Origin of the sequence: Paraburkholderia steynii, assembly GCF_900100565.1 — a bacterium.
Classification (GTDB): Bacteria; Pseudomonadota; Gammaproteobacteria; order Burkholderiales; family Burkholderiaceae; genus Paraburkholderia; species Paraburkholderia terrae.
Genome location: NZ_FNDI01000002.1, coordinates 73224 through 94075, shown reverse-complemented (window position 1 = coordinate 94075; position 20852 = coordinate 73224). Strand labels below are relative to the sequence as shown.

Sequence of the window (20852 nt, the reverse complement as noted above, 5' to 3'; positions counted from 1 at the left end):
CTCAATCGATTCGATACCGTTTGACGGGGCCGGCGGCTTTTCGAACCAGCCGGCCTGCGATGGGGAGAATGTAGACAGACGATTCGCCGCGATAAAGCGGCTCAAGGCGAATTGACTTGCGGGATCTGGCGAACAATCGAAAACGGATTGGATACTGGGAGCCGCCCGCTGTGGATTCTAGCCCTGGAAACAGAAAACGCGCGGCGAAGGGCCCGAAACGTTTGCGGACCCTTCGCCGCGCGTATCGCGGCGGATTGCAACGTCATGCAATCGTCACATCAAAGGCATGATGGTCGGATAGCTCAGATGGGCGCGCGCCTCCTTCACGCCCTTCACTTCGAGCGCAGCAATGCATAGCGCGCGTTCCTCTGCTTCGGATTCGATCACGCCCCACAGATGCGCGACGCCATCCTTGACGATCACGTTTCCCTTCGACAAGGCCCAACGCTTGTCGCTCAACGCGGCGACGATGGCATCGGCGATTTCGCGGTCATCCGCAGACGGCGTGTCTTGCGCCTGCGACGGCGCTGCCGTGCTCGCCAGCGCGCGAATCAGGTTGCCGCGCGTAATGATGCCGACCAGCGCGCCGTCACGCATCACGGGCACGCGTTTGATACGGCGTGTCTCCATCAGTTCAGCAATGTCGGCGACAGGCGTTGTCTCGTCGACGGTGACCACGGTCGTGGTCATGACGTCGGCGACCATGCGCCCGTGCTCCTTCACAAAGCTGCTGGCCAGATCGCGCGTCGACGAAAAGAGTTCGAGCCAGCGCGAACGCCGTTTCTCCGTTCCCGTCTCGACCCTGTGCAGCAGGTCGCCTTCACTCAGGATTCCCGCCAGCGCGCCGTTTGCGTCGACGACAGGCATGCCGCTGATCCTGTTTTCGACCAGACATTTCGCGGCTTCCTGCACGGTCATTTCCGGTTTCGCGCAGATGACGGACGGTGTCATGACATCAATAGCTAACATGGTTTTCTCCTTGGCACACTGACTATTTTGTGCCTCCCGGAGCGGAAGCGCTTGACCTGTATCAACCGGCGCGATCCGAAGCGTGGGACGATGGACTCACGTTCTTTCGGAGGTCCGCATGCGGAAGTCGCCTTCCATGCGCGGACGGCACGCCATGACCAAACCTCTCTTCCGCATCGGTTCTGCACTGCTCAACACGCCCGCGCCGCGGCCCGTCGAAGGCACCCCTGCCCCGTATATCGGCTTCGCGCCCCCGCAACGCACAGGCGGCATGCCCTTGCTCGACGCGCTCGCCGCGCGGCAAACGTCGCGCGAGTTCGCCGACACGCCACTCGATCACGGCACGCTCGGCGATCTGCTGTGGGCCGCCGACGGCATCAACCGCGCGCGCGGCAACGGTCGCACCGCGCCGTCGGCGCTGGCCGGCTACGAGATCGACGTTTACGTGCTGCTCGCCAGCGGCGCGTATCGATACGATCCCGTCGCGCATGCGCTTACCCTCGTCGCCGCCGCCGACCTGCGCGCGATGACGGGCTATCAGGAATTCCTCGGCCACGCGCCCGTCAATCTAGTGTATGTCGCCGACCTGACACGCATGCAGGACGTGCCGCCTGCGCAACGCGAAGCCTTTGCATCGGCGAGCGCGGGCGCGATCCTGCAGAACGTGTATCTGTTCTGCGCATCGACGGGGCTGGCGGCTGCCGCGCGCGGCTGGATGAATCGCACGGCGCTCGCCGTCAATCTCAAGCTGCCCGTGGGATCGGTCGCGTTGCTCGCGCAGACGGTCGGGCACTTCGCGGCGGGCCACGAACACCGCCCGTCCGATGAGGACTTTGCGACGACCTTTTTCTGACCATGCGAACACGCCGCTCGCGCTAACGCGAACGGCGCTTTCTTCATTCATCTATCGCAGTACGCTTTACTGCCCGGCTTCATCTTTCTCGTCGCTGCCGCGCACCAGCAGCACGGGACACGTCGCAATCCGCACGAAGTGTTCCGCGACGCTGCCCAGCACGATCCGTTTCATGCCGCGCCGCCCATGCGTGCCGAGTACCACGAGTTCCGCGCCCAGGCGCTCCGCGCGACGTTGCAGCGTCTGCGCGATATCGTCGTTGAGCGGCTCGGTTTCCACCAGTTCGTTCGCGCACGCGACGCCCGACTGCCTGCACGTGGCCTCGACGTTTTCCAGCGCGTTGCGCCCGTCGCTGCGCAATGCGTCCGTCAGCACGGTCGGGTCGAAATAACCGGCGTAGTTGAAGATGGGCGATTTATCGACGACATAGACGGCATGCACCGTCCCGCTCGTGAGCGATGCCATCTTCACGGCCTCCTGCACGGCCAGCTTCGATGTGTGGCTGCCGTCCACTGCGACGAGGATCTTCCTGTACATGTTGATTCTCCTTGGAATGCCCGAAAGGCTGGAACGCGAGGCCGCTAGTTAATAAAAAGCGCACGCGTCAAGATACTTCGATCAGCACCTTGAGCGCATGCGTGCTCCCCGCATGTGAGAACGTCTCGTACGCGGCGAGCATGTCATCGAGCACGAAGCGGTGCGTGATCAGCTGCTTCGGATCGAGGCGGCCCGAGCGCACGGTTTTCATCAGCATCGGCGTGCTGACGGTATCGACCAGACGCGTCGTGATCGAAATGTTGCGATCCCACAGCTTTTCCAGATGCAGATCGCACTTCACGCCATGCACGCCGACGTTCGCAATCGTGCCGCCGGGCGCAATCAGCGCTTCGCAGAGTTCGAAGGTCGCGGGCACGCCGACCGCTTCGATCGCGCAATCCACGCCCGTCGACTCCGTCAACGCCATGACCTGCGCGACGGCATCGGCGTGGCTGTTGTCGATGCAGGCCGTCGCGCCGAAACGTTGCGCCACGTCGAGCCGGTTCGCGTCCGGGTCGATCATGATGATCTGCGCGGGCGAGTAGAACTGCGCGGTCAACAGCGACGCGAGCCCGATCGGCCCCGCGCCGACGATGGCCACCGTGCTGCCCGGCTGAACCTTGCCGTTGAGCACGCCGCATTCGAAGCCGGTCGGCAGGATATCGGAGAGCATCACCAGCGCCTCTTCGTCGAGTCCGGCGGGAATCCGGTAAAGACTCGTCTGCGCGTGCGGAATGCGCACGTATTCGGCCTGCGTGCCGTCGATGCGATGACCGAGAATCCAGCCGCCCGTCGTGCAATGCGAGTACATGCCGCGCCGGCAATAGTCGCACCGCCCGCACGACGAAATGCACGACACCAGCACGTGATCGCCGACCGCGAGGCCGCTCACCGCGCTGCCCACGCTATGCACGACGCCCACGCCTTCGTGGCCGAGGATGCGCCCCGGCTCGCAGGTCGGCACGTCGCCCTTGAGGATGTGCAGGTCGGTGCCGCAGATGGTCGTGCGCGTCATCCTGACGATGGCATCCGTCGGCGCCGCGAGTTCGGGCATCGGGCGTTCGTCGAGCGATTTCTCGTTGGGGCCGTGATAGACGAGTGCTTTCATGACAAAGTCCTCCATCGAAGGAATGAAGCAATTCACACAGACCAATCTAGACGCATGAGCGCCCTCGCGCTTGACGTCGATCAATACGTCGCTCATTACGTCGCACAATACGCCGCTCAATCGCCCCGGAAACAGCCGCGCGATCCGCGATGCGACACCGCTTGATCTGCATCAATCGCAATGGCGATGCTCCCCGTAGACTCATTTTCATCGCGGGCTGATGCCCGCCCCACGTCTCTCTGTTCTGGAGTAACGGCGATGAGTTACAAGAGCATCCTCGTGCAACTCGATACGGGCGTTCACGCGCATCCGCGCCTCGAACTCGCGCTACGTGTCGCCCATCAGTTTCATGCAAGGCTGACGGGCCTCTTCACGACTTACCTGCCCGATCCACACGCGTTATTCGTGATGGCGGGCACGGCTTCCTACTATGCGGAGCATGAACGTCAGCGTCACGAACGGTGTGCAGCGCTCGACCGCCTGTTCCATGCGGAGGCCGCGCGCGCGAAAGTGGACGCACGCTGGATCGCGGCGGCCGGCTACGCAAACGACGTCGTGCCACCCTACGCGCATCTCGCCGATCTGGTGATCGCCGGACAGACCGATCCGCAAGACCCCGAATCGTTCATCGCCGATCAGTTCGTCGAGCATCTTCTGATGTCGGCGGGCCGCCCGGTGCTGCTGGTGCCGTCGACGGGCGCCCGCGCGACGCTCGGCCAGCGCGTGCTGGTCGCGTGGGACGGCAGCCGCGAAGCGACGCGCGCGATTCACGACGCGATGCCCTTCCTGTCGCACGCCGCCGACGTCACGCTGCTCACCGTCAACGCGACGCGCGACGAGCCGCCGTTGTGGCGCATTGCGGGCGCCGACATTGCGCTGACCATCGCGCGTCATGGCGTCAAGGTGAACGTGCGCGAAGTGTCCACCAGCGGCGACACGCCGATCGGCGACGTGCTGCTGTCGCAGGCGGCGGAATCAGGCTGCGATCTGATCGTGATGGGCGCCTACGCGCATTCCCGGTTGCACGAACTGGTGCTGGGCGGCGCGACGCGCACCGTGCTCCAGTCGATGACCGTGCCCGTGCTGCTGTCGCATTGAGCGTTTCGCTGAAAAAGGAACTGACATGAGCTACAAGACCTTGCTCGTCCATATCGACGATAGCCGCCGCAGCGACACGCGCATCGCCCTCTCGCTCGAACTCGCGCAGCGCTGGGATGCGCATCTGATCGGCCTGTACGTGGTCTGCCAGGATCTCTTCAGGCCCATCTTCCGGCAGGACAAGACGCTGTCGTTCGGGCAGCTCGAAGCACACGCAGACGAGCGCCGCGAGAAAGCGCAGAACGCCTTTCTCGCCGCCGCCGAACGCGCCGGCCGCAGCGCCGAATGGCGCGCGCCGCCCGGACCCGCGCTCGACGTCGCGATGCTGCATGCGCGGCACGCCGATCTGCTGGTGCTCGGCCAGCAAGACCCGAACGATCCCGCTTCGTTCGTCGCGCCGCACTTCGTCGGCGATCTGGTGCTGGGCGCAGGCCGCCCCGCGCTCGTCGTTCCGTATGCGGGCGACGCGCGGACACTCGGCGAAAATGTGCTGGTCGCCTGGGACGGGAGCCGTGAAGCAGCGCGCGCCGCCGCTGATGCGATGCCCTTGCTGCAACGCGCGCGCCATGTCGGCGTCGAGATCGTGCGGCACCATGCGCAGCATGACCGGGATGCGCCCGAAGGCATCGACGTCGCCGCATGGCTCGACGTACATGGCGTTCGAGCGTCGTTTTCGACGACGCCGCCTCATACGGGCGTCGGCGCGGGCGCGACGCTGCTCAACCGCGCATCCGACCTGCACGCGGACCTGCTGGTGATGGGCGCGTATGGACACGCACGCGCGCGCGAGCGCGTATTCGGTGGCGTCACGCGGACGATGCTGGAATCGATGACGGTGCCCGTGCTGATGTCGCATTGACGGGCGTATGAAGATGGCGTCGCGGACGGGACGCCACGCGGCGGACGAGCGCAGCAGCGTGCAGGCGGAGCGCGCCGCGCGCGAACGGATGCAAACACGCACAAACGCGCACAATGTCAGCGCCACGCAAGCGCGCTTCGCATGACGGCGGCATTCGTCACGAAGCGTCGCGCGCCGTCCGTCTTTATCGCGAGGCAGGCACGGATGAAAGTCGACCTCGACATCGCCAGCAAGTGTCTCGCGCATCGACGCGTTGCCCGGGCGCAACTTGCCGCGCTCGCCTGCGGCCTGGCCGCAGTCGTCGTGCTTGCCGTCGTCGCGTCGAACGGGGCGGCAACGCTCGCGCTGATCACGGCGCTGTGCGCGTTGTCCATCGCTGCGGCCGTGGTCAGCGTGATCGCCGCCGCGCGCACGCAGGCGCTCTCCACACGCAACGCGAGCCGCGACGAAGCGCGCATGATGGGCATCATCCGCTCGTCGATGGAAGCGATCATCACGATCGACGAAGCGCAGAACATCGTGATCTTCAATCCGACCGCGGAACGCATCTTTGGCGTACCCGCCGCGCAGGCGCTCGGCACGCCGCTCTCGCGCTTCATTCCGCAGCGGTTTCGAGACACCCACGCGCAGCATGTCGTGCAATTCGGCGCGACGGGCATCTCCGAGCGAATGATGGGACGGCAGCCGGTTCTGTTCGGCTTGCGTTCAAACGGCGAAGAATTTCCGCTGGAAGCATCGATTTCGCAGATACGTGAAGACACCGGCAAGCTGTACACGGTGATGTTGCGCGACGTCACTGAACGCGTGAAGTCGGAGAACGCGCTGAAGCAGTCGCGCGAGGAACTGCGGCGGCTGTCGGCCAATCTGCAGAGCGTGCGCGAAGAGGAAAAGACACGCATCGCCCGCGAATTGCACGACGATCTGGGCCAGCAGCTCACCGCGCTGAAAATGGAGCTTTCGGTGCTCGAAACCGAGCTGACGTCGCGTTCGGGTACACGTGAGCAGATCGACGCCATTGCGCGTCTGCACGGCATGGCTCGCACGATCGACGCGACGGTGGCTTCATTGCGGCGCATCGCCGCCGACTTGCGGCCCGTGATGCTCGACGATCTCGGCCTCGCGCCCGCCATCGAATGGCTCGCGAACGACTTCACCAGCCGCTATGGCATCGCGGTCGAACGCAGCATCGAGGCGGGCGACGCGGTCTTTACAAAAGACGCGGCGACAGCCCTGTTCCGCATCGTCCAGGAAGCGCTGACCAATGTCGCGCGTCACGCCGATGCGAGCGCCGTCGATCTGTCGCTGCACGCGAGCAGTCAACACTATGTGCTGCGCATCGCGGATAATGGCCGTGGCGCCGAACCTGACGCGAGCATCGGCACGGGCGAGCAAGCGGACCTGGACAGGCCGTTTGGCCTGATCGGCGTGCGCGAGCGGGCTCATATGCTGGGCGGCTCGGTTCGGATCGACACGACGAGGAACCAGGGCTTCGCGTTGACGGTGACCTTTCCCTTGCAAACCGTGCAACAGGACCATACGCATCCATGATCAAGGTATTGCTTGCCGACGACCACACGCTCGTGCGCGACGGCCTGCGCCACATTCTGCAATCCGCGAGCGGCTTCGAGGTGGCGGGCGAGGCATGCGACAGCGGCACGACCATCGCGCTGATCCGCGCCACGGAAGCCCACGTACTGGTGCTCGACCTGTCGATGCCCGGCCGTAACGGCGTCGATCTGATCAAGCAGATCAAGGACGAAAAACCCGCGCTGCGTATCCTCGTGCTGACCATGCACGCGGAGCAGCAATACGCGGTGCGCGCCTTCAAGGCCGGCGCATCCGGCTATATGACGAAGGAAAGCGCCAGCGCAGAACTGGTCGGCGCCGTGACGAAGGTGGCGTCGGGCGGCGTCTACGTCAGTCTCGCGATGGCCGAGCGCTTCGCGCAGCATCTGAACGAACCCGCCGAAGCGCTGCCGCATCACCGGCTGTCGGACCGCGAGTACGACGTGTTCCGGCGCATCGTCTCCGGTCAGAGCATCACCGAAATCGCGCACGAACTGTGCGTGAGCGTCAAAACCATCAGCACACACAAGACCCGCATCCTCGAAAAAATGCAGATGCCGAATGAAAACGGGCTGGTGCGTTACGCGATCCGCCACAAGCTGATCGACGACGGCGCCGACATTTAGCCGCAACTCTTAAGACTCCGCCGCTGTCAGTAGGAATATTCCTATAACGCCTACCTAAACTCCTAGGGTCGGTTCCATCGTGTCCTATACATTTTTAAGATAGGGCCGTCGATACTGCTGGACATGGATACCGCCGTGCCAGCCCTCGCCGCGAAGGTCTATCTCGTCGACGCCGCCGTCGAAGTGCGGCGTCGTCTTGCGTGTCTGCTGGGGGCCATCGCGGGCGTGGAGATCGCCGGCGAGGCTGAAGACGGGGACTCGGCGCTGGAAGGCATCCGTGCCTGCGACGCGGATATCGTCGTGCTCGACCTGCGCCTTGCCGACGGCAACAGCCTCGCACTCATCGAGACGCTGTCCCGGCTGCACCCGGCCATCGTCAAGATCGTGCTGACCAATCACATCGCGCGACCTTTCCGCGACGCATGCAATGCGGCGGGCGCCGATTTCTTCTTCGACAAAACGTCTGAATTCGATGCGGCCTGCCGAACCATCGCAGGCATTGCCCGGGCGCAACGCGCGTCCCCGTAAGCGAACAGGAGCCGACCATGCTTGCCGCAACAGCAACCGCCCTCAGCAGCGCCCTTCCGACCGTGCGCGCGGCGCGCGTCGTGCCGATTCATCCCGTCTCGCGGGCCGAGCCGCCCGCACATCGCGCGCCCCGTTGCTCCGCGTGCGCGATGCGCGCGCTCTGCATGCCCGCCGAACTAAACGCCGACGAACTGGCGAGGCTCGACGCCGTCATCTGCTCGACACGTTCCGTCAAGCGTGGCGACACGCTCTATCGCGCGGGCGACGCGTTTCAGAGCATTTACGCGGTGCGCGCGGGATCGTTCAAGACGGTCGTGATGCATCGCGATGGCCGCGAGCACGTAACGGGCTTCCAGATTGCTGGCGAGGCACTGGGGCTAGACGGCGTCGGCGCGAGCCAGCACAACTGCGATGCCGTCGCGCTCGAAGACAGCGTTGTCTGCATCATTCCGTTTGCGCAGCTCGAAGCGATCTGCCGCGAGTTGAAGCCGATGCAGCATCACATCTATCAGATGATGAGCAGCGAGATCGTCCGCGAGTCCAGCCAGATGATGCTGCTCGGCACGATGACAGCCGAACAGCGCGTGGCGACCTTCCTGCTGAACCTGTCGCGACGCTTCAAGGCGCGCGGCTTCTCCGCCGCGGAGTTTCATCTGCGCATGACGCGCGAGGAGATCGGCTGCTACCTCGGGATGAAACTCGAAACCGTGAGCCGCATGTTCTCGAAGTTCCAGCGCGAGCGGCTCGTGGATGCGAACGGCAAGACGATCCGCATCCTCGATCACGACGGACTCGCACGCGTGTAGCGCGGGTCTGGCGCGAGGACACCCAGATGATTCACGCCAATCCGCGTTCGGCATGGGAAATCGACGAAACGCAGTTCGATCCTGCCGCGCCGCTCGACGCGCAACTGCGCTTTGCACTGCAATACGCGGTGCTGGCGCCGTCCAATCACAATACGCAGCCGTGGCACTTCATGATCGACGGCAGCACCGTGCAGGTGTGCGTGGACAGGCTGCGGGCGCTGCCCGTCGTCGATCCGTTCGATCGCGGGCTGATTATCAGTTGCGGCGCCGCGCTCTTCAATCTGCGCGTGGCGCTGTGCCACTTCGGGTTCGCCTATGCGATCACGCTGTTTCCTTCGGACGCGGACCCCGACGTCGTCGCGCTGGTGCGGGTGTCGCGTGACGGTCAAGGCGACACCGCCGTGGCGTCGCTCTTCGACGCGATCACGCGGCGCGTCACGACGCGCGTACCCTTTGCCGACGAACCCATTCCCGCCGACGTGCAACAGAAGCTGGTCGACGCCTGCGACGCGGAAGGCGCGCTCGCAGGCTGCCTGCATGAGCGCGCCGATCGCCAGGCGATCGCGTACCTCGTCGCCGAAGCCGACCATACCCAGTTCGCCGACCCGCGCTTTCGGCGCGAGCTTGCCGTCTGGACCCATCCGCGCCGCCGCGACGACGGTATGCCGGCGTACGGGACGGCCGTGAGCGGGCTGCTCGATTTCGCGGTGCCGCTCGTCTCCGCCGTGGTCCGCGTGTTCGACGCAGGCGCGGGAACGCCTGCCACGCACCGGCATCTGGTCGACGGTTCGCCGCTGATCGTCGGCATTGCGACTTTGCGTAACGACCGCGAGGCATGGGTCGCCGCCGGCCAGGCGCTCGAACGCATGCTGCTGGTCGCCGTCTCCGAAGGATTGACGGCGTCCTATCTCAACCAGCCGATCGAAGTGACCACGCTGCGCGTGCAGATCAGCGGCCTGCTGCACCTCGACGCGACGCCGCAACTGCTGCTGCGCGTCGGACGCGGCCCGCAGGCTGCGCACTCGCCGCGACGCCCTCTCGCCGACGTCGTGTCCTGACGTCATGGCAGCAGCACTTTGCCGCATGTGCATATCGGCGGCCATTGACGTGCCTCAATTTCCAGCGACGCACACGCGTTAGATTGAATGCGTGCGCCACCCGGAAAAGGAGCCGTCGATGAGAATCACCCTTCACCTCGATACGTTCGAGTGCATCGAGCCGTCCGTCTATGCCATTCTCTGGCTCGACCGCGACGCCCGCAAATGGTCGCGCGAAGGACACGCCGTGATCGATCTGCCTGAATGGGGAACGCTGGCGCTTTCGAACAATGCCACGCGCATTCTGGACGCGGCGGGCGATCGCGTCTGCTGCGAGTTGTCGGGCCTCGATCTGCTCACGCTGGATGGGCCGTTCGAAGGCGAATCCGGGCAGGCGCTCTGGCATCGCGATGCAGGTCGCGCGCCTATTGCCGGGCAATGGCATGTGCAGTGGATCGACGGGACCGATGCGGAGCCGGAGCACGGCGTTTTCGCCGACGAAGTCTGAAAGCGCGACGCGCTAACAGCGCGCGCTCAACGGCGCGGCGCCAACGCAAAGGCCTCTGTCCGCAACGTGCGCTCCGCGGCGTCGAACGCGCGGCGCACGGCCTCTTCCGCGCTCTCGGCCGCATGGCGGCCAATCGGCTTCAGTTCGTGCGTCGCGGTGACGAGGTCGAGGCGCACATCGTAGAGCGGCTTGCCCGAACGCAGCCGCAGCGCTTCGATGGCCAGATGGCAGTCCGACAGCGACGCGCCGAACGGTTGCAGGCGCATCAGTTGCATCGCCGCCTCCGCTTCGAGCGCAGCCGTCGCGCTGCAGCCCAGATAGACAATCTGCATGCCGATGCCCACCATCGCCTCCCATTGATGCCCGCTTCATTGGATGCGTAGAGCAAGTCTTGCGCAGATCCGTGCCGTCAGCGTACCGGCCCCGCGTGATGGCGCGATTGACCCATATCAACGCGGCAAAGCTTCGGCCGCCGGACACGCCCGGCGCGCCCGATGCACGATCGCCCGGCAAACTGGTACAACCGTTCGCGAACTGATATAACTCAACCGTCCTTTCACCAACCGCCGGGAATCACGATGACCGCGCCGGGCAACGAGCCGTCCCGCAGCGACAAAGCAGCGTCCGCATCGGATGTGCCGCTCGAGGACCGTTATTTCCTGTTGATCGAAGCGGTTCAGGACTACGCGATCTTCATGCTCGATCCGGCGGGCAATGTCTCCAGCTGGAATCCGGGCGCGCAGCGCATCAAAGGCTATTCACACGACGAGATTATCGGCCGTCATTTTTCGGCGTTCTACACGGACGAGGACATCGCCGCGGGCAAGCCGGCGCACGAACTGGCAATCGCCGCCGCCGAAGGGCGCGTCGAGGACGAAGGCTGGCGCGTGCGGCGCGACGGCTCGCGGTTCTGGGCCAACGTCACCATTTCCGCCGTGCGTGACGCCAGCGGCACGCTGCTCGGTTTCGCCAAGGTCACGCGCGACATGACCGACCGCATGCGTCTCGCGGAACTCGAACGGGCGAGCGAGGTATCGGCGCAGGTGCAGATCACACGCGAGAACGAGCAGAAGCGCATCGCGCGCGAACTGCACGACGACCTCGGACAGCAACTGACCGCCCTGAAAATGAGTGTCGCGCTGATGGAAGCGACGCTTGCCTCGAAGGCCGAGACCGCGCCGCTCGTGCCGCAAACGCGGGCGGTGCAAAAGGAGATCGACGCGATGGCGATGTCGCTACGCCGGATCGCCTCCGATCTTCGCCCGCCGCTGCTCGACGATCTGGGCCTCACCGCCGCGCTCGAATGGCTCGCCGAAGACTTCAGCAAACGCTACGGCGTCGCCGCGACGGTTCACATCGAAGCTGATGAGCCGCAGTTCAACGAATTTGCTTCGACCAATCTTTTTCGCATCGTGCAGGAAGCGCTGACCAACGTCGCGCGTCACGCGAACGCGAGCCGCGTGCGCATCGAGCTGGCGTGCATCGGCGATCACGTCTCGCTCGATATCGAGGACAACGGTGTGGGCGCGACGCTCACGCTGCCGCCTGTCAGCACATCGTTCGGGCTGCTTGGCATTCGCGAGCGCGTCAGGCAGCTACAGGGCACGGTTTCATTCGCCAGTTCGCCGGGCACGGGTTTTCACATTTCGATTCGCGTGCCTGCTGCTGCCGTGCAGTAAGCGCTGTTTTCGCCCGTCACGGCTTGCCTTTTTGCTGCGCGTCGGCATCGTCGTCCCAGTCGTGCCATTCGACGTCGTGCTGTTCCAGATACGCATCCACGGCCACGCCCGTCGTCGGGAAGAAATGCTGCTCGCCCATTGTGTCGAACAGGCCGTAGCGCCGCAGCATGTCCTTCACCGGCCCCTTCATCTCGGCAAAACACAGTTCGATACGCCGCTCGCGCAGACTCGCATGAAACTCGCGCAGAATTTCGCTGGCCGTGACGTCGACGTCCGTGATCGGCTCGGCTGCGACAACGACCCAGTTGGCGGGCGTGGCCGCTGTTTCGATCGCGCGTTGCACATGGTCGCGAAAGATCTCGGCATTCGCGAAGAAGAGCGGCGCATCCCAGCGGTACAGCACCAGCCCCGGAATGGTCCGCGCTGCGGGATGCCGCGAAATATCGTGGTAGCCCTTGCGTCCATCGACGCGCCCGAGCACGGCATCGTAAGGCCGCCACGCGCGCCAGACGAACGCCATCAACGCCAGACCCACGGCAATGAAGATGCCCTGAATCGGACCGATCAGCGCGACGCCCGCAAAGCACGCCATCGACTGCGTGAACTCGCTGCGGCGCAGGCGCAACGTACGGATCACGTCCCTCACTTCGAACAGCCCCAGGCCCGCCGCGACGACCACGGCGCCGAGCGCGGCGGCCGGCAGCGAGCGCAGCAGCGTCGGCGCGAAAATCAGCAAGGCGGCGACGCACAGCGCGGCGACGATCCCCGTAAGCTGCGTTTTCGCGCCCGCCGATTCGGCGACGGGCGTGCGCGACGAACTGCTCGTCACGGGGAAGCCCTGAAACAGTCCCGCGGCGATGTTGGCCGCGCCGAGCGCAACCAGTTCCTGATCGCGATCGACTCTTTCGCCGCTGCGTTCCGCGAACACGCGCGACAGCACGCTGATATCCGCGAGCGAAATCAGCCCGATGGCGATCGCGCCGGGCACCAGCGCGACGATCTGATCGAATGAGACGGACGGGAACGACGGCACGGGCAAACCCTGCGGCACGTCGCCGACCACGGCCACGCCCGCTCGCGCGTCCAGGTCGAGCAGCGCGACGGCAAGCGTCGCCCCGACCACGGCGACGAGTATCCCCGGCACCACTGGCATCCAGCGTTTGAACCCGAGAATGACCAGCAGGCACGCGACGCCGATCACGCACGTCACCTCGTTCAGCTTGCCGTCCATTACGCCGCGCACCAGACCGGCCGCTTCCTGTAACAGGTTGCTGCCCTTGACACCGAAGCCGAGCAGCTTCGGCGCCTGGCTGATGATGACCGTCAGCGCGACGCCGTTCAGATAGCCCTGGCGGATCGGCTTCGACAGCAGGTCGGTGAGAAAGCCCAGACGGCACACGCCGACCGCGATGCAGAACACGCCCGACAGGATCGCCAGCATGCCCGCCAGCGCCAGCACCTGCTCCGGGCGCGAGCCTGCCATCGGCAGCACGATCGACGCGATCAGCGCGGCCAGCGCCGAGTCGGGTCCGAGCACGAGAATGCGGCTCGGCCCGAACGCCGCATACGCGACGATCGCCGCGATGGTGGCGTAAAGCCCCGTGATGGCCGGTAGGCGCGCCGCTTCCGCGTAGCCGAGCCCGGCGGGCACGAGCACCGTGGTGAGCACGATGCCCGCGATCAAATCGTGCGAGAACCACGCGGGCCGATACGCGCGAAGCGTCGCGATGCCCGGCACGCGGCGCAGTAGCGGATGAGGGCTGCGGGCGGCGGCATGATCCGGATCGGTGGTCGTTCGGCTCATGGTCCGCCCTCTCGAGTAAAGAAGCGCTTCACGTCGAATGTGCGGCCGCGAGGCGCCTGTCGCCCTGCGGCTGCCGCATGTCACATGAACCAGCTTATGCCCGTAGATGGGGGCGGTGCAATCCGCGCGTCATTCGGCGCGTCGCAACTCGCGACGAAGAATCTTGCCGACCGTCGACTTCGGCAACGCATCGACGAAGTGAATGGCCTTGGGCACCTTGTACGCCGCCATGCTCGCGCGGCAATGCGCGATCAGCGCCTGCTGCGTCACCTCGGCGCCCGGCGCGGCGACGACGAACAGTTTGACTGCCTCGCCCGTCTTTTCATCGGGCACGCCGATGCACGCGCATTCGGCGACGCCGGGAAACGCGGTCGCTACCGCTTCCACTTCGTTCGGGTAAACGTTGAAGCCGGAAACGATCACCATGTCCTTCTTGCGATCGACGATCTTCAGAAAGCCCTTGTCGTCGAACACACCGACGTCGCCGGTACGGAAGTAGCCATCCGCCGTGAAAGCGCGCGTGTTGGCCTCGGGCTGCTGCCAGTAGCCGCGCATCACTTGCGGGCCTTTGACGCAGATCTCGCCCGCCTCGCCGATGCCCGCTTCACGGTTGTCGTCGTCGAGCAGCTTGACGTCGGTGGAAGGCACGGGCAGGCCCGTGTTGCCCGTGAAGCCGTCGATGAACTGCGGATTGAACGACACCACCGGCGACGTCTCCGACAACCCATAGCCCTCGCGGATGAAGCTTCCCGTCACGGACTTCCAGCGCTCGGACACGATATCGATCACGGCCGCCCCGCCGCCCGCGGACAGCCTGAGCCGCGACCAGTCCACTTCCGCGAGGCGCGGATGCGCGGCCAGCCCCGCATACAGCGTGTTGACGCCGACGAAGATGGTCGGACGCGCGGCCTTCAGCACGTCGATGAACGGCTCGACGTCGCGCGGGTTCGCCACGAGCCAGTTCTCCGCGCCGACGGAGAAGTACGTGAGGAAGTTCACCGTCAGCGCGAAGATGTGATAAAGCGGAATCGCCGTGACGACGACCTCAACGCCAGGCCGCAGCGAATCGGGCATGAAGGCTTTGAACTGCTCGATGTTCGCGACCAGATTGCGATGCGACAGCGCGGCGCCCTTCGATAGCCCCGTCGTGCCGCCCGTGTATTGCAGAAAGAGCAGATCGCTGCCGTTGACGTCGACGGGATCGGCGGCGAGCCGCTCGCCTTGCGCGAGCGCTTGCGGCAGCGTGATCGCGCCGCGCAGCGCGGGGTCGGCGGCGGGACCGGGAAGCGTGGCGCCGCTGCCGTCGCCGGCGCCCGCCGTGATCACCGTCCTGATCTTCGTGCGGCTGACGACTTCGGCGAGCGTGCGCGTCGAGCCGTCGAACACGACGATCGTTTCGACGCCCGCGTCGTTCAGTTGATGCTCCAGTTCGCGCGCCGTGTAGAGCGGATTGACGTTGACCTGTACCGCGCCGATCCGCGCGATGGCGATGAACGCGATGGGAAACGCGAGCACGTTCGGCAGCATCACGGCCACGCGGTCGCCCTTGCCGACGCCCGCCACCTTCTGCAGATACGCGGCGAATGCCGACGACAAGCGGTCGATGTCCGCATAAGTCAGCGTGTGGCCGAACGCGCGAAACGCGGGCCTGGCCGCGAACTGGCGCATCGCGCCTTCCAGCAGCGCGTTGATCGACGGATAGCGGTCGGCGTCGATCTCCGCGGGGATCGACCCGTACGAGGCGATCCAGTGTCGTTTGCTGGCGTGGCTTTCCACGGACGGTTTCATGCAATAACGGGTGCTGATGTGGCTGTCGTCCACGCTGTCTCCTGATCGATCTTTCATGCAGGTTGAACTATCGCGCGCGGACGGTCGGATGCAAATGATCGGCTAGGCCGAAATGGTGATCGCAACGGACAAGCTGCTTCGCCGTCGGCAGATACGCTATCCGCCATTCATGCGCGTTTGCGCGCGGCATCAGCAGGATGAATAAGGGTCAACCCTATGGCGAGCCGCTGCGTTCGGGCGCAGAATTCCGGGCACGCAACCGGTATCTTTTCGGACACAGGACTCACTCACGTATGCAGCAACGCGCGCCCGCGCAGGCGGCGGCAACCCATCAGCACGCGCCGTCCGTCATCGGATGGCGTGAAAAGCGCTTTGCGCCGTCCAAGCTCGTCGCGCTGCTCGACGTGACCTCGGAAGCAGGCATCGACGCGAATGCCGTGCTGGCGGGCACGGAACTCGACGCCGGGGCTGTCGCCAACCCGTTCACGCTGACTTCGTCGCTGCAATTTCTGATTGCGGCCGGCAATGCTGTCCGTCTATGTGAGCGACCTGATCTCGGCGTGCGTGTCGGTTGCCGGTTGCATGCATCGAGCTACGGCATGTACGGCTATGCGTTGCTGTGCTCGGAAGCGCTCGCGCAGACCTTCGATACCGCCGTCAAATACCATCAGCTCGCCAACGGCATACTCGACATCCGCTGGTTCGAGCATGACGACGCGGCATCGTGGGTCTTCCCGAATCGCGACGAAGTCCGCATGCCCGACATCGGCGAGCCGCTGTATCGTTTTCTGATCGACCTGCAGTTCGCGGTACACGTGACGGTCATCAAGGACGTGATGGGCGCATGGTGCGTGCCGGCGCGCGCGATGTTCACGCAGGCGCAACCGCCGCATGCGGCGTTGCTGTCGGACGTGCTGGAATGCCCGCTCGCCTTCGACCAGCCGCAGAACCTGTTGAGCTACCCCGCCGCGTGGCTATCGCGCGCGCCACAGCTCGCCAATCCGATCACGGCCGCGCAAGTCTCGACGCAATGCGCGCGGCTGGTGGAGCAGTTCCGCTGGCAGGCAGGCGTCACGCGGCGCGTCTATCAGGAACTCACGCGCACGCCTGGCAAATTCCCTGACATCGAACAGATCGCGGAGAGTCTGTGCATGACGTCGCGCACGCTTCGCCGCAAGCTCGAAGCGGAAGGAGCGTCGTATAGCGAGCTATTGACGGGCGTGCGCAAGGCGCTCGCCGTCGACTATCTGTGTACGACAACACTCAGCATCGAAGACATTGCGTTGACGCTGGGTTTCAGCGACGCCGTGAGCTTTCGCCATGCGTTCAAGCGCTGGACGGGCAAGACGCCGAACGACGTCCGGCGCGATCGTAGCGCGACGCTTCCATAAACGAACGTGTATGGCGTGCCAAAGTTTGTTTTATTGTTCGGCGCGAAAGCCGCGACCTTACACTTGACGAATACTCCGGAGCCGCTAGCGCTGCACAGTGCGTTCTCCTCATTCGAAAACATCTACACCAAGGAGACGATGCCCGGCCTTCCCGGCATCAGCACCCCATGCCGCCCACCCTCGTCTACACGCACGCCGCCTGCCTGAACCATCAGCCCGGCCCGCATCATCCCGAATCGCCGGAACGGCTGAAGACCGTGTTGCAAACCTTGCGAGCACCGGAATTCGCCGCGCTCGAATGGCGCGATGCGCCGATGGGCACGCTCGAACAGGTGCAACTCATTCACAGTCAGGACTTCATCGACGAAGTCGCGGAAATCGCGCCGAAGCATGGCTACATGCCGCTCGACGGCGGCGATACCGTCATGTCGCCGGGTTCGTGGGAAGCCGTCATGCGCTGCGTGGGCGCGGCGTGCGCGGGCGTCGATGCTGTGCTCAACAACGACGCGCGCAACGTCTTCTGCGCGACGCGTCCGTGCGGGCACCATGCGGAGCCCGGCAAGGCAATGGGCTTTTGCATCTTCAATCAGGCGGCCATCGCGGCTGCGTATGCGTACGACGTACACAAACTGGAGCGCGTGGCCGTCGTCGATTTCGACGTTCATCACGGAAACGGCACGCAGGCCGCGTTTTATGACCGGCCCGAACTCTTCTATGCATCGAGTCATCAATCGCCGCTCTATCCCGGCACAGGCAAGTCGGCCGAAACGGGCGTGAGCCACAACATCCTCAACGTTCCGCTGCCGCCGGGTTGCGATTCGGATCTGTTCCGTTCGCGCATCGAGGCCGATATGCTGCCCGCCGTGCGCGAGTTTCGTCCTGAACTGATCATCATCTCAGCGGGCTTCGACGCGCATCGGCTCGATCCACTCGCCGCGCTGCGCCTCGACGATGACGACTTCCACTGGATCACGCGCGAACTGGTACGCATCGCCGACGAGACCTGCGAGGGGCGCGTGGTGTCGATACTGGAAGGCGGATACAGCATGGAGGGGCTGTCGGGCGGCACGCGCGCCCATGTGCGCGCGTTGATGGGGACTTGAGCCGCGACGCTGCATCTGGAATCTGCAAGGACAGCCCGCGCATCGACGTCAGCCGATGCGCGGGCTTTCTTTATTGCCCCTGTTGCTGCTGCAAATACTGCTTGACGTCATTCAACGATACCCGCCCCGAATGCGCGGTGTCGATCTGATCGAAGTGCTTTGCGATAAAACCAAGGCCGTTGCTTTGCGCCTGCGCTTTCGTGATCGAAGCGCCATTGCCCAGCACTGAATTCGCGCCCATGCGCGCGTCGATGCGCTGCTGCGCCTGCTGTTGCAGTTGCGTCCCTGTGGAGGGCGTAACAGCGGCTACGCGGTTGGTCGGGAAGAACGGACCATCGACGCCATGACCGCCCTTTGGCAGCGTCACGGGCGCAACGGCCTGCGTCGCTGCATGCGCGCTGCCCATCGCGGCGCCGAGAACGACGATGATGGAAAGAACGCGCGACAACCTATCGATTGGAGACATGATCACTCGCCCTGAATAGATGAACTGGGAGTCCCCGCACGGAACAGTGACGAGCGGGGACCTGTTCCATCGAGCCTACTGCGTTGCCGCAGCCTGTGCGGTGGAGGTCGGCGTGCCCGCCGGGCTTTCGTCGCTCCACGGCGCCGGCAACGTCCACAGCGACAGCGCGAGCGGAATCGGCTGGCCGCTGTAGTAGTCCACCAGATCGCTCTTCATCTTCGGACGCGCCACGTCGTCCAGATAAATCATATGCCCTCCCTGGAAGAAGTTGACCTGCAGATCCGGATTCAGGCCGCGCACCGTCTGCAGACGCGCCAGGTCCTTTTCCGTCTTGAAGAACGGCGTGGCGAGATCGTGAAAGCCGTTCTCGGCGAGCACCTTGAGCTTCGGATTGAGCGTGATCGCACCTAGCAGATCAGGCAGCGTGTCGGGCAGCGCCTGGCCGTCGTGCGAGAAGTCCCATACCTCGATGATCTCGTCGTTCAGCGGCATGTACGTCGCGTTCGGCGCCGTGTAGCCGAGATAGTCCGGCATCTGCGTCGCGAGCGCCGTCGTGAACGGCTGCGAGATCAGGATGTCCGACGGATCGCCATCCGTCTGCAGGCGCGGGTCCGAATTGGGCAGCGACACGCGTCCGTCGTAGCGGCCGATCGTGGAGCCCGGCACCAGCGCCAGGTTAAACGAGTTGGGATCGAAGTAAGCCTGCAACGCATGCAGCGTGAGGCTCGACGGCCACTCCCATGATTGCAGCGTGCGCGTCGCCGGGTATACGGGCGGGTCGAAGTAACCGGGAAGTCCGAACTGGCTCAACACCCATGTCTCCGCGTACTGCCTGAAATGGTTGTACTGGCCCGTCGCGAAGATTTCCGATTGCAACGCGAACAGCCCCTGATCGAGCAGCGGCGGCGACACCTGATGGAAGTACGCCGCGACCTCCGCGTAGCCGGGGTAGTAACCGGCGAGCGTATCGGTGTCCAGCTGCAGACCTTCCTTAGTGCCGAAGATCGCCACGGCTTCGATTGCGTCGGCGAAGTAGTTGAGAATCGCAGACTGCAGCACGATGCCCGTCAGCGGCACGCCCGCCGTTTCGAGCGCCAGCGCAAGCATGTCGGTGCGCGGCGTGCCGTACGATTCGCCGTAGAGATAGATCGGCGAATCGCCGCGATTGTTCGCCGCCAGATAGCGGATGATGAAATCGCGCATGATGTTGACGTCGGAATCGACGCCCCAGAACTGCTTGTTCGTATAAGGCAGGACGGCTTCCGATAGACCCGTGCCGGGCGGATCGATGAACACCATGTCCGTGGTGTCGATCAGGCTCTCCGCATTGTCGACGAGCGGATAGTTCGGCCAGTTGGTGAGAAGCGGGTCGGGCGTCGCGACGCGCGTGGGCGCGAACGAACCGAGCCGCAGCCAGATCGACGACGAACCCGGGCCGCCGTTATAGATGAAGGTCACGGGGCGCGCCTTGCCTTTCGAACCCTGCGCCGTATAGGCAACGTACGACATCGTCGCTTCCGGATTGCCGTTCGCATCGGCTGCTGTCAGGTGGCCTGTCGTCGTCGTGTAGTTGACCGTCGTCTTGCCCGACTTCCACTGGTAATGCATCACGGCCGCTTTCTCCGCGACCTGCGATGCCGCCAGGCCGTCGTTCGCATGCGGCGAATAGGGAATCGGATCGGTGTACGGCTTGTTGGCCGCCTGCGGCTGCGCCTGCTGTTGCGCGAGCGCTTGCGGATTCGCGGCCGCCTGGCTCAACGCGCTCGTCGCCGACGAAGCAGGACTGCTATCGCCTCCTCCACATCCCGCGAGAACCAGCAACCCGAGAATCATCGCGCCTGACGCGGCTAGCCGCCCCAGACGCGGGCGGCTGCCGCTAATGCTACGGTCTGGTTTCATTTCTGTCCCTGTGATAGGTAAGTTACCGCTACACAAAGGCCGCCTTCGCCGGTGAGGCGCATAGGAAACAGACAGCGGTGCAGAACTCGTCGGCACTCACAGCGGCTGACATTAAACTTTCTTGTTTCTAACAGCATTGATACAGGTTGCTGAATATTCTAATAATTCGGATCACTAATTACGCAACGAGAAACCATGCCGGTAAGTTGTACTGGTTCTTTATTGCT

General features: G+C 64.4%; 19 protein-coding genes and 1 pseudogene. 12 read left to right on the top strand and 8 right to left on the bottom strand.

Annotated elements, in window-relative coordinates; genetic code table 11:
* Window positions 1-273: 273 nt before the first annotated feature.
* The gene (locus BLT65_RS04360) at window positions 274-969 is read right to left on the bottom strand and encodes a CBS domain-containing protein (RefSeq protein ID WP_091775172.1); all 696 of its coding nucleotides are present in this window, start codon (window positions 967-969) and stop codon (window positions 274-276) included.
* Between the two features lie 154 nt (window positions 970-1123).
* Here BLT65_RS04360 and BLT65_RS04355 point away from each other — a divergent pair, with 154 nt between their 5' ends.
* A complete protein-coding gene (locus BLT65_RS04355; protein WP_042308617.1) occupies window positions 1124-1822 on the top strand; it encodes a SagB/ThcOx family dehydrogenase in 699 nt (232 codons plus the stop codon).
* Window positions 1823-1888: 66 nt separating this feature from the next.
* On the opposite strand, the gene BLT65_RS04350 is transcribed toward BLT65_RS04355, so the two are convergent.
* Window positions 1889-2359 carry a universal stress protein gene (locus BLT65_RS04350; RefSeq protein ID WP_091775166.1) on the bottom strand — a complete coding sequence of 157 codons (471 nt, stop codon included), beginning with the start codon at window positions 2357-2359 and terminating at the stop codon, window positions 1889-1891.
* Window positions 2360-2426: 67 nt separating this feature from the next.
* Complete coding sequence (locus BLT65_RS04345) at window positions 2427-3467, bottom strand: zinc-dependent alcohol dehydrogenase family protein (protein ID WP_091776085.1); 1041 nt, start codon at window positions 3465-3467, stop codon at window positions 2427-2429.
* Between the two features lie 258 nt (window positions 3468-3725).
* On the opposite strand from BLT65_RS04345, the gene BLT65_RS04340 reads away from it, so the two are divergent.
* The 8 genes and pseudogenes from BLT65_RS04340 (at window position 3726) to BLT65_RS04305 (ending at window position 10495) form a co-directional block, all read left to right on the top strand.
* Window positions 3726-4565 carry a universal stress protein gene (locus BLT65_RS04340; RefSeq protein ID WP_091775163.1) on the top strand — a complete coding sequence of 280 codons (840 nt, stop codon included), beginning with the start codon at window positions 3726-3728 and terminating at the stop codon, window positions 4563-4565.
* Between the two features lie 25 nt (window positions 4566-4590).
* Window positions 4591-5424 carry a universal stress protein gene (locus BLT65_RS04335; protein WP_091775159.1) on the top strand — a complete coding sequence of 278 codons (834 nt, stop codon included), beginning with the start codon at window positions 4591-4593 and terminating at the stop codon, window positions 5422-5424.
* Between the two features lie 330 nt (window positions 5425-5754).
* Window positions 5755-6972, top strand: a pseudogene (locus BLT65_RS04330) (PAS domain-containing sensor histidine kinase); the annotation flags it as partial.
* The gene (locus tag BLT65_RS04325; RefSeq protein WP_042308623.1) at window positions 6969-7616 is read left to right on the top strand and encodes a response regulator; all 648 of its coding nucleotides are present in this window, start codon (window positions 6969-6971) and stop codon (window positions 7614-7616) included. The pseudogene BLT65_RS04330 and the gene BLT65_RS04325, both read left to right, overlap by 4 nt.
* A 123-nt stretch (window positions 7617-7739) precedes the next feature.
* Entirely contained in the window at window positions 7740-8144 is a 405-nt protein-coding gene (locus tag BLT65_RS04320; RefSeq protein ID WP_091775152.1) for a response regulator, read from the top strand.
* Window positions 8145-8161: 17 nt separating this feature from the next.
* Window positions 8162-8950, top strand: coding sequence for a fumarate/nitrate reduction transcriptional regulator Fnr (gene fnr, locus BLT65_RS04315; RefSeq protein WP_091775149.1), 789 nt, complete (start codon window positions 8162-8164; stop codon window positions 8948-8950).
* A gap of 26 nt (window positions 8951-8976) precedes the next feature.
* Window positions 8977-10008, top strand: a complete 1032-nt coding sequence (locus BLT65_RS04310) for an Acg family FMN-binding oxidoreductase (RefSeq protein ID WP_091775145.1) — start codon at window positions 8977-8979, stop codon at window positions 10006-10008.
* 118 nt (window positions 10009-10126) lie between these two features.
* Window positions 10127-10495: a DUF3564 domain-containing protein gene (locus BLT65_RS04305; RefSeq protein WP_086914750.1), complete on the top strand. Its 369-nt coding sequence runs from the start codon at window positions 10127-10129 to the stop codon at window positions 10493-10495.
* 26 nt (window positions 10496-10521) lie between these two features.
* Here BLT65_RS04305 and BLT65_RS04300 read toward each other — a convergent pair whose 3' ends face one another.
* Window positions 10522-10839, bottom strand: a complete 318-nt coding sequence (locus BLT65_RS04300; protein WP_167306451.1) for a hypothetical protein — start codon at window positions 10837-10839, stop codon at window positions 10522-10524.
* Window positions 10840-11073: 234 nt separating this feature from the next.
* Between BLT65_RS04300 and BLT65_RS04295 the strand changes: the two genes are divergently transcribed.
* The gene (locus tag BLT65_RS04295) at window positions 11074-12174 is read left to right on the top strand and encodes a PAS domain-containing sensor histidine kinase (protein WP_091775138.1); all 1101 of its coding nucleotides are present in this window, start codon (window positions 11074-11076) and stop codon (window positions 12172-12174) included.
* A 16-nt stretch (window positions 12175-12190) separates the two neighbouring features.
* Here BLT65_RS04295 and BLT65_RS04290 read toward each other — a convergent pair whose 3' ends face one another.
* Together BLT65_RS04290 and BLT65_RS04285 are read right to left on the bottom strand one after the other, a co-directional pair.
* Window positions 12191-13978, bottom strand: coding sequence for a SulP family inorganic anion transporter (locus BLT65_RS04290; RefSeq protein ID WP_091775135.1), 1788 nt, complete (start codon window positions 13976-13978; stop codon window positions 12191-12193).
* Window positions 13979-14107: 129 nt separating this feature from the next.
* Window positions 14108-15766: an AMP-binding protein gene (locus BLT65_RS04285; protein ID WP_091776081.1), complete on the bottom strand. Its 1659-nt coding sequence runs from the start codon at window positions 15764-15766 to the stop codon at window positions 14108-14110.
* 293 nt (window positions 15767-16059) lie between these two features.
* Between BLT65_RS04285 and BLT65_RS04280 the strand changes: the two genes are divergently transcribed.
* Window positions 16060-17157 carry an AraC family transcriptional regulator gene (locus BLT65_RS04280; RefSeq protein WP_042308635.1) on the top strand — a complete coding sequence of 366 codons (1098 nt, stop codon included), beginning with the start codon at window positions 16060-16062 and terminating at the stop codon, window positions 17155-17157.
* A 167-nt stretch (window positions 17158-17324) separates the two neighbouring features.
* Complete coding sequence (locus BLT65_RS04275; RefSeq protein WP_091775133.1) at window positions 17325-18260, top strand: histone deacetylase family protein; 936 nt, start codon at window positions 17325-17327, stop codon at window positions 18258-18260.
* A gap of 70 nt (window positions 18261-18330) precedes the next feature.
* On the opposite strand, the gene BLT65_RS04270 is transcribed toward BLT65_RS04275, so the two are convergent.
* Together BLT65_RS04270 and BLT65_RS04265 are read right to left on the bottom strand one after the other, a co-directional pair.
* On the bottom strand, window positions 18331-18726 hold the full coding sequence (locus BLT65_RS04270; protein WP_091775130.1) for a 2-oxoglutarate dehydrogenase: 396 nt from the start codon (window positions 18724-18726) through the stop codon (window positions 18331-18333).
* Between the two features lie 75 nt (window positions 18727-18801).
* Window positions 18802-20625 carry a S10 family serine carboxypeptidase-like protein gene (locus BLT65_RS04265; protein WP_091775127.1) on the bottom strand — a complete coding sequence of 608 codons (1824 nt, stop codon included), beginning with the start codon at window positions 20623-20625 and terminating at the stop codon, window positions 18802-18804.
* Window positions 20626-20852: the final 227 nt, after the last annotated feature.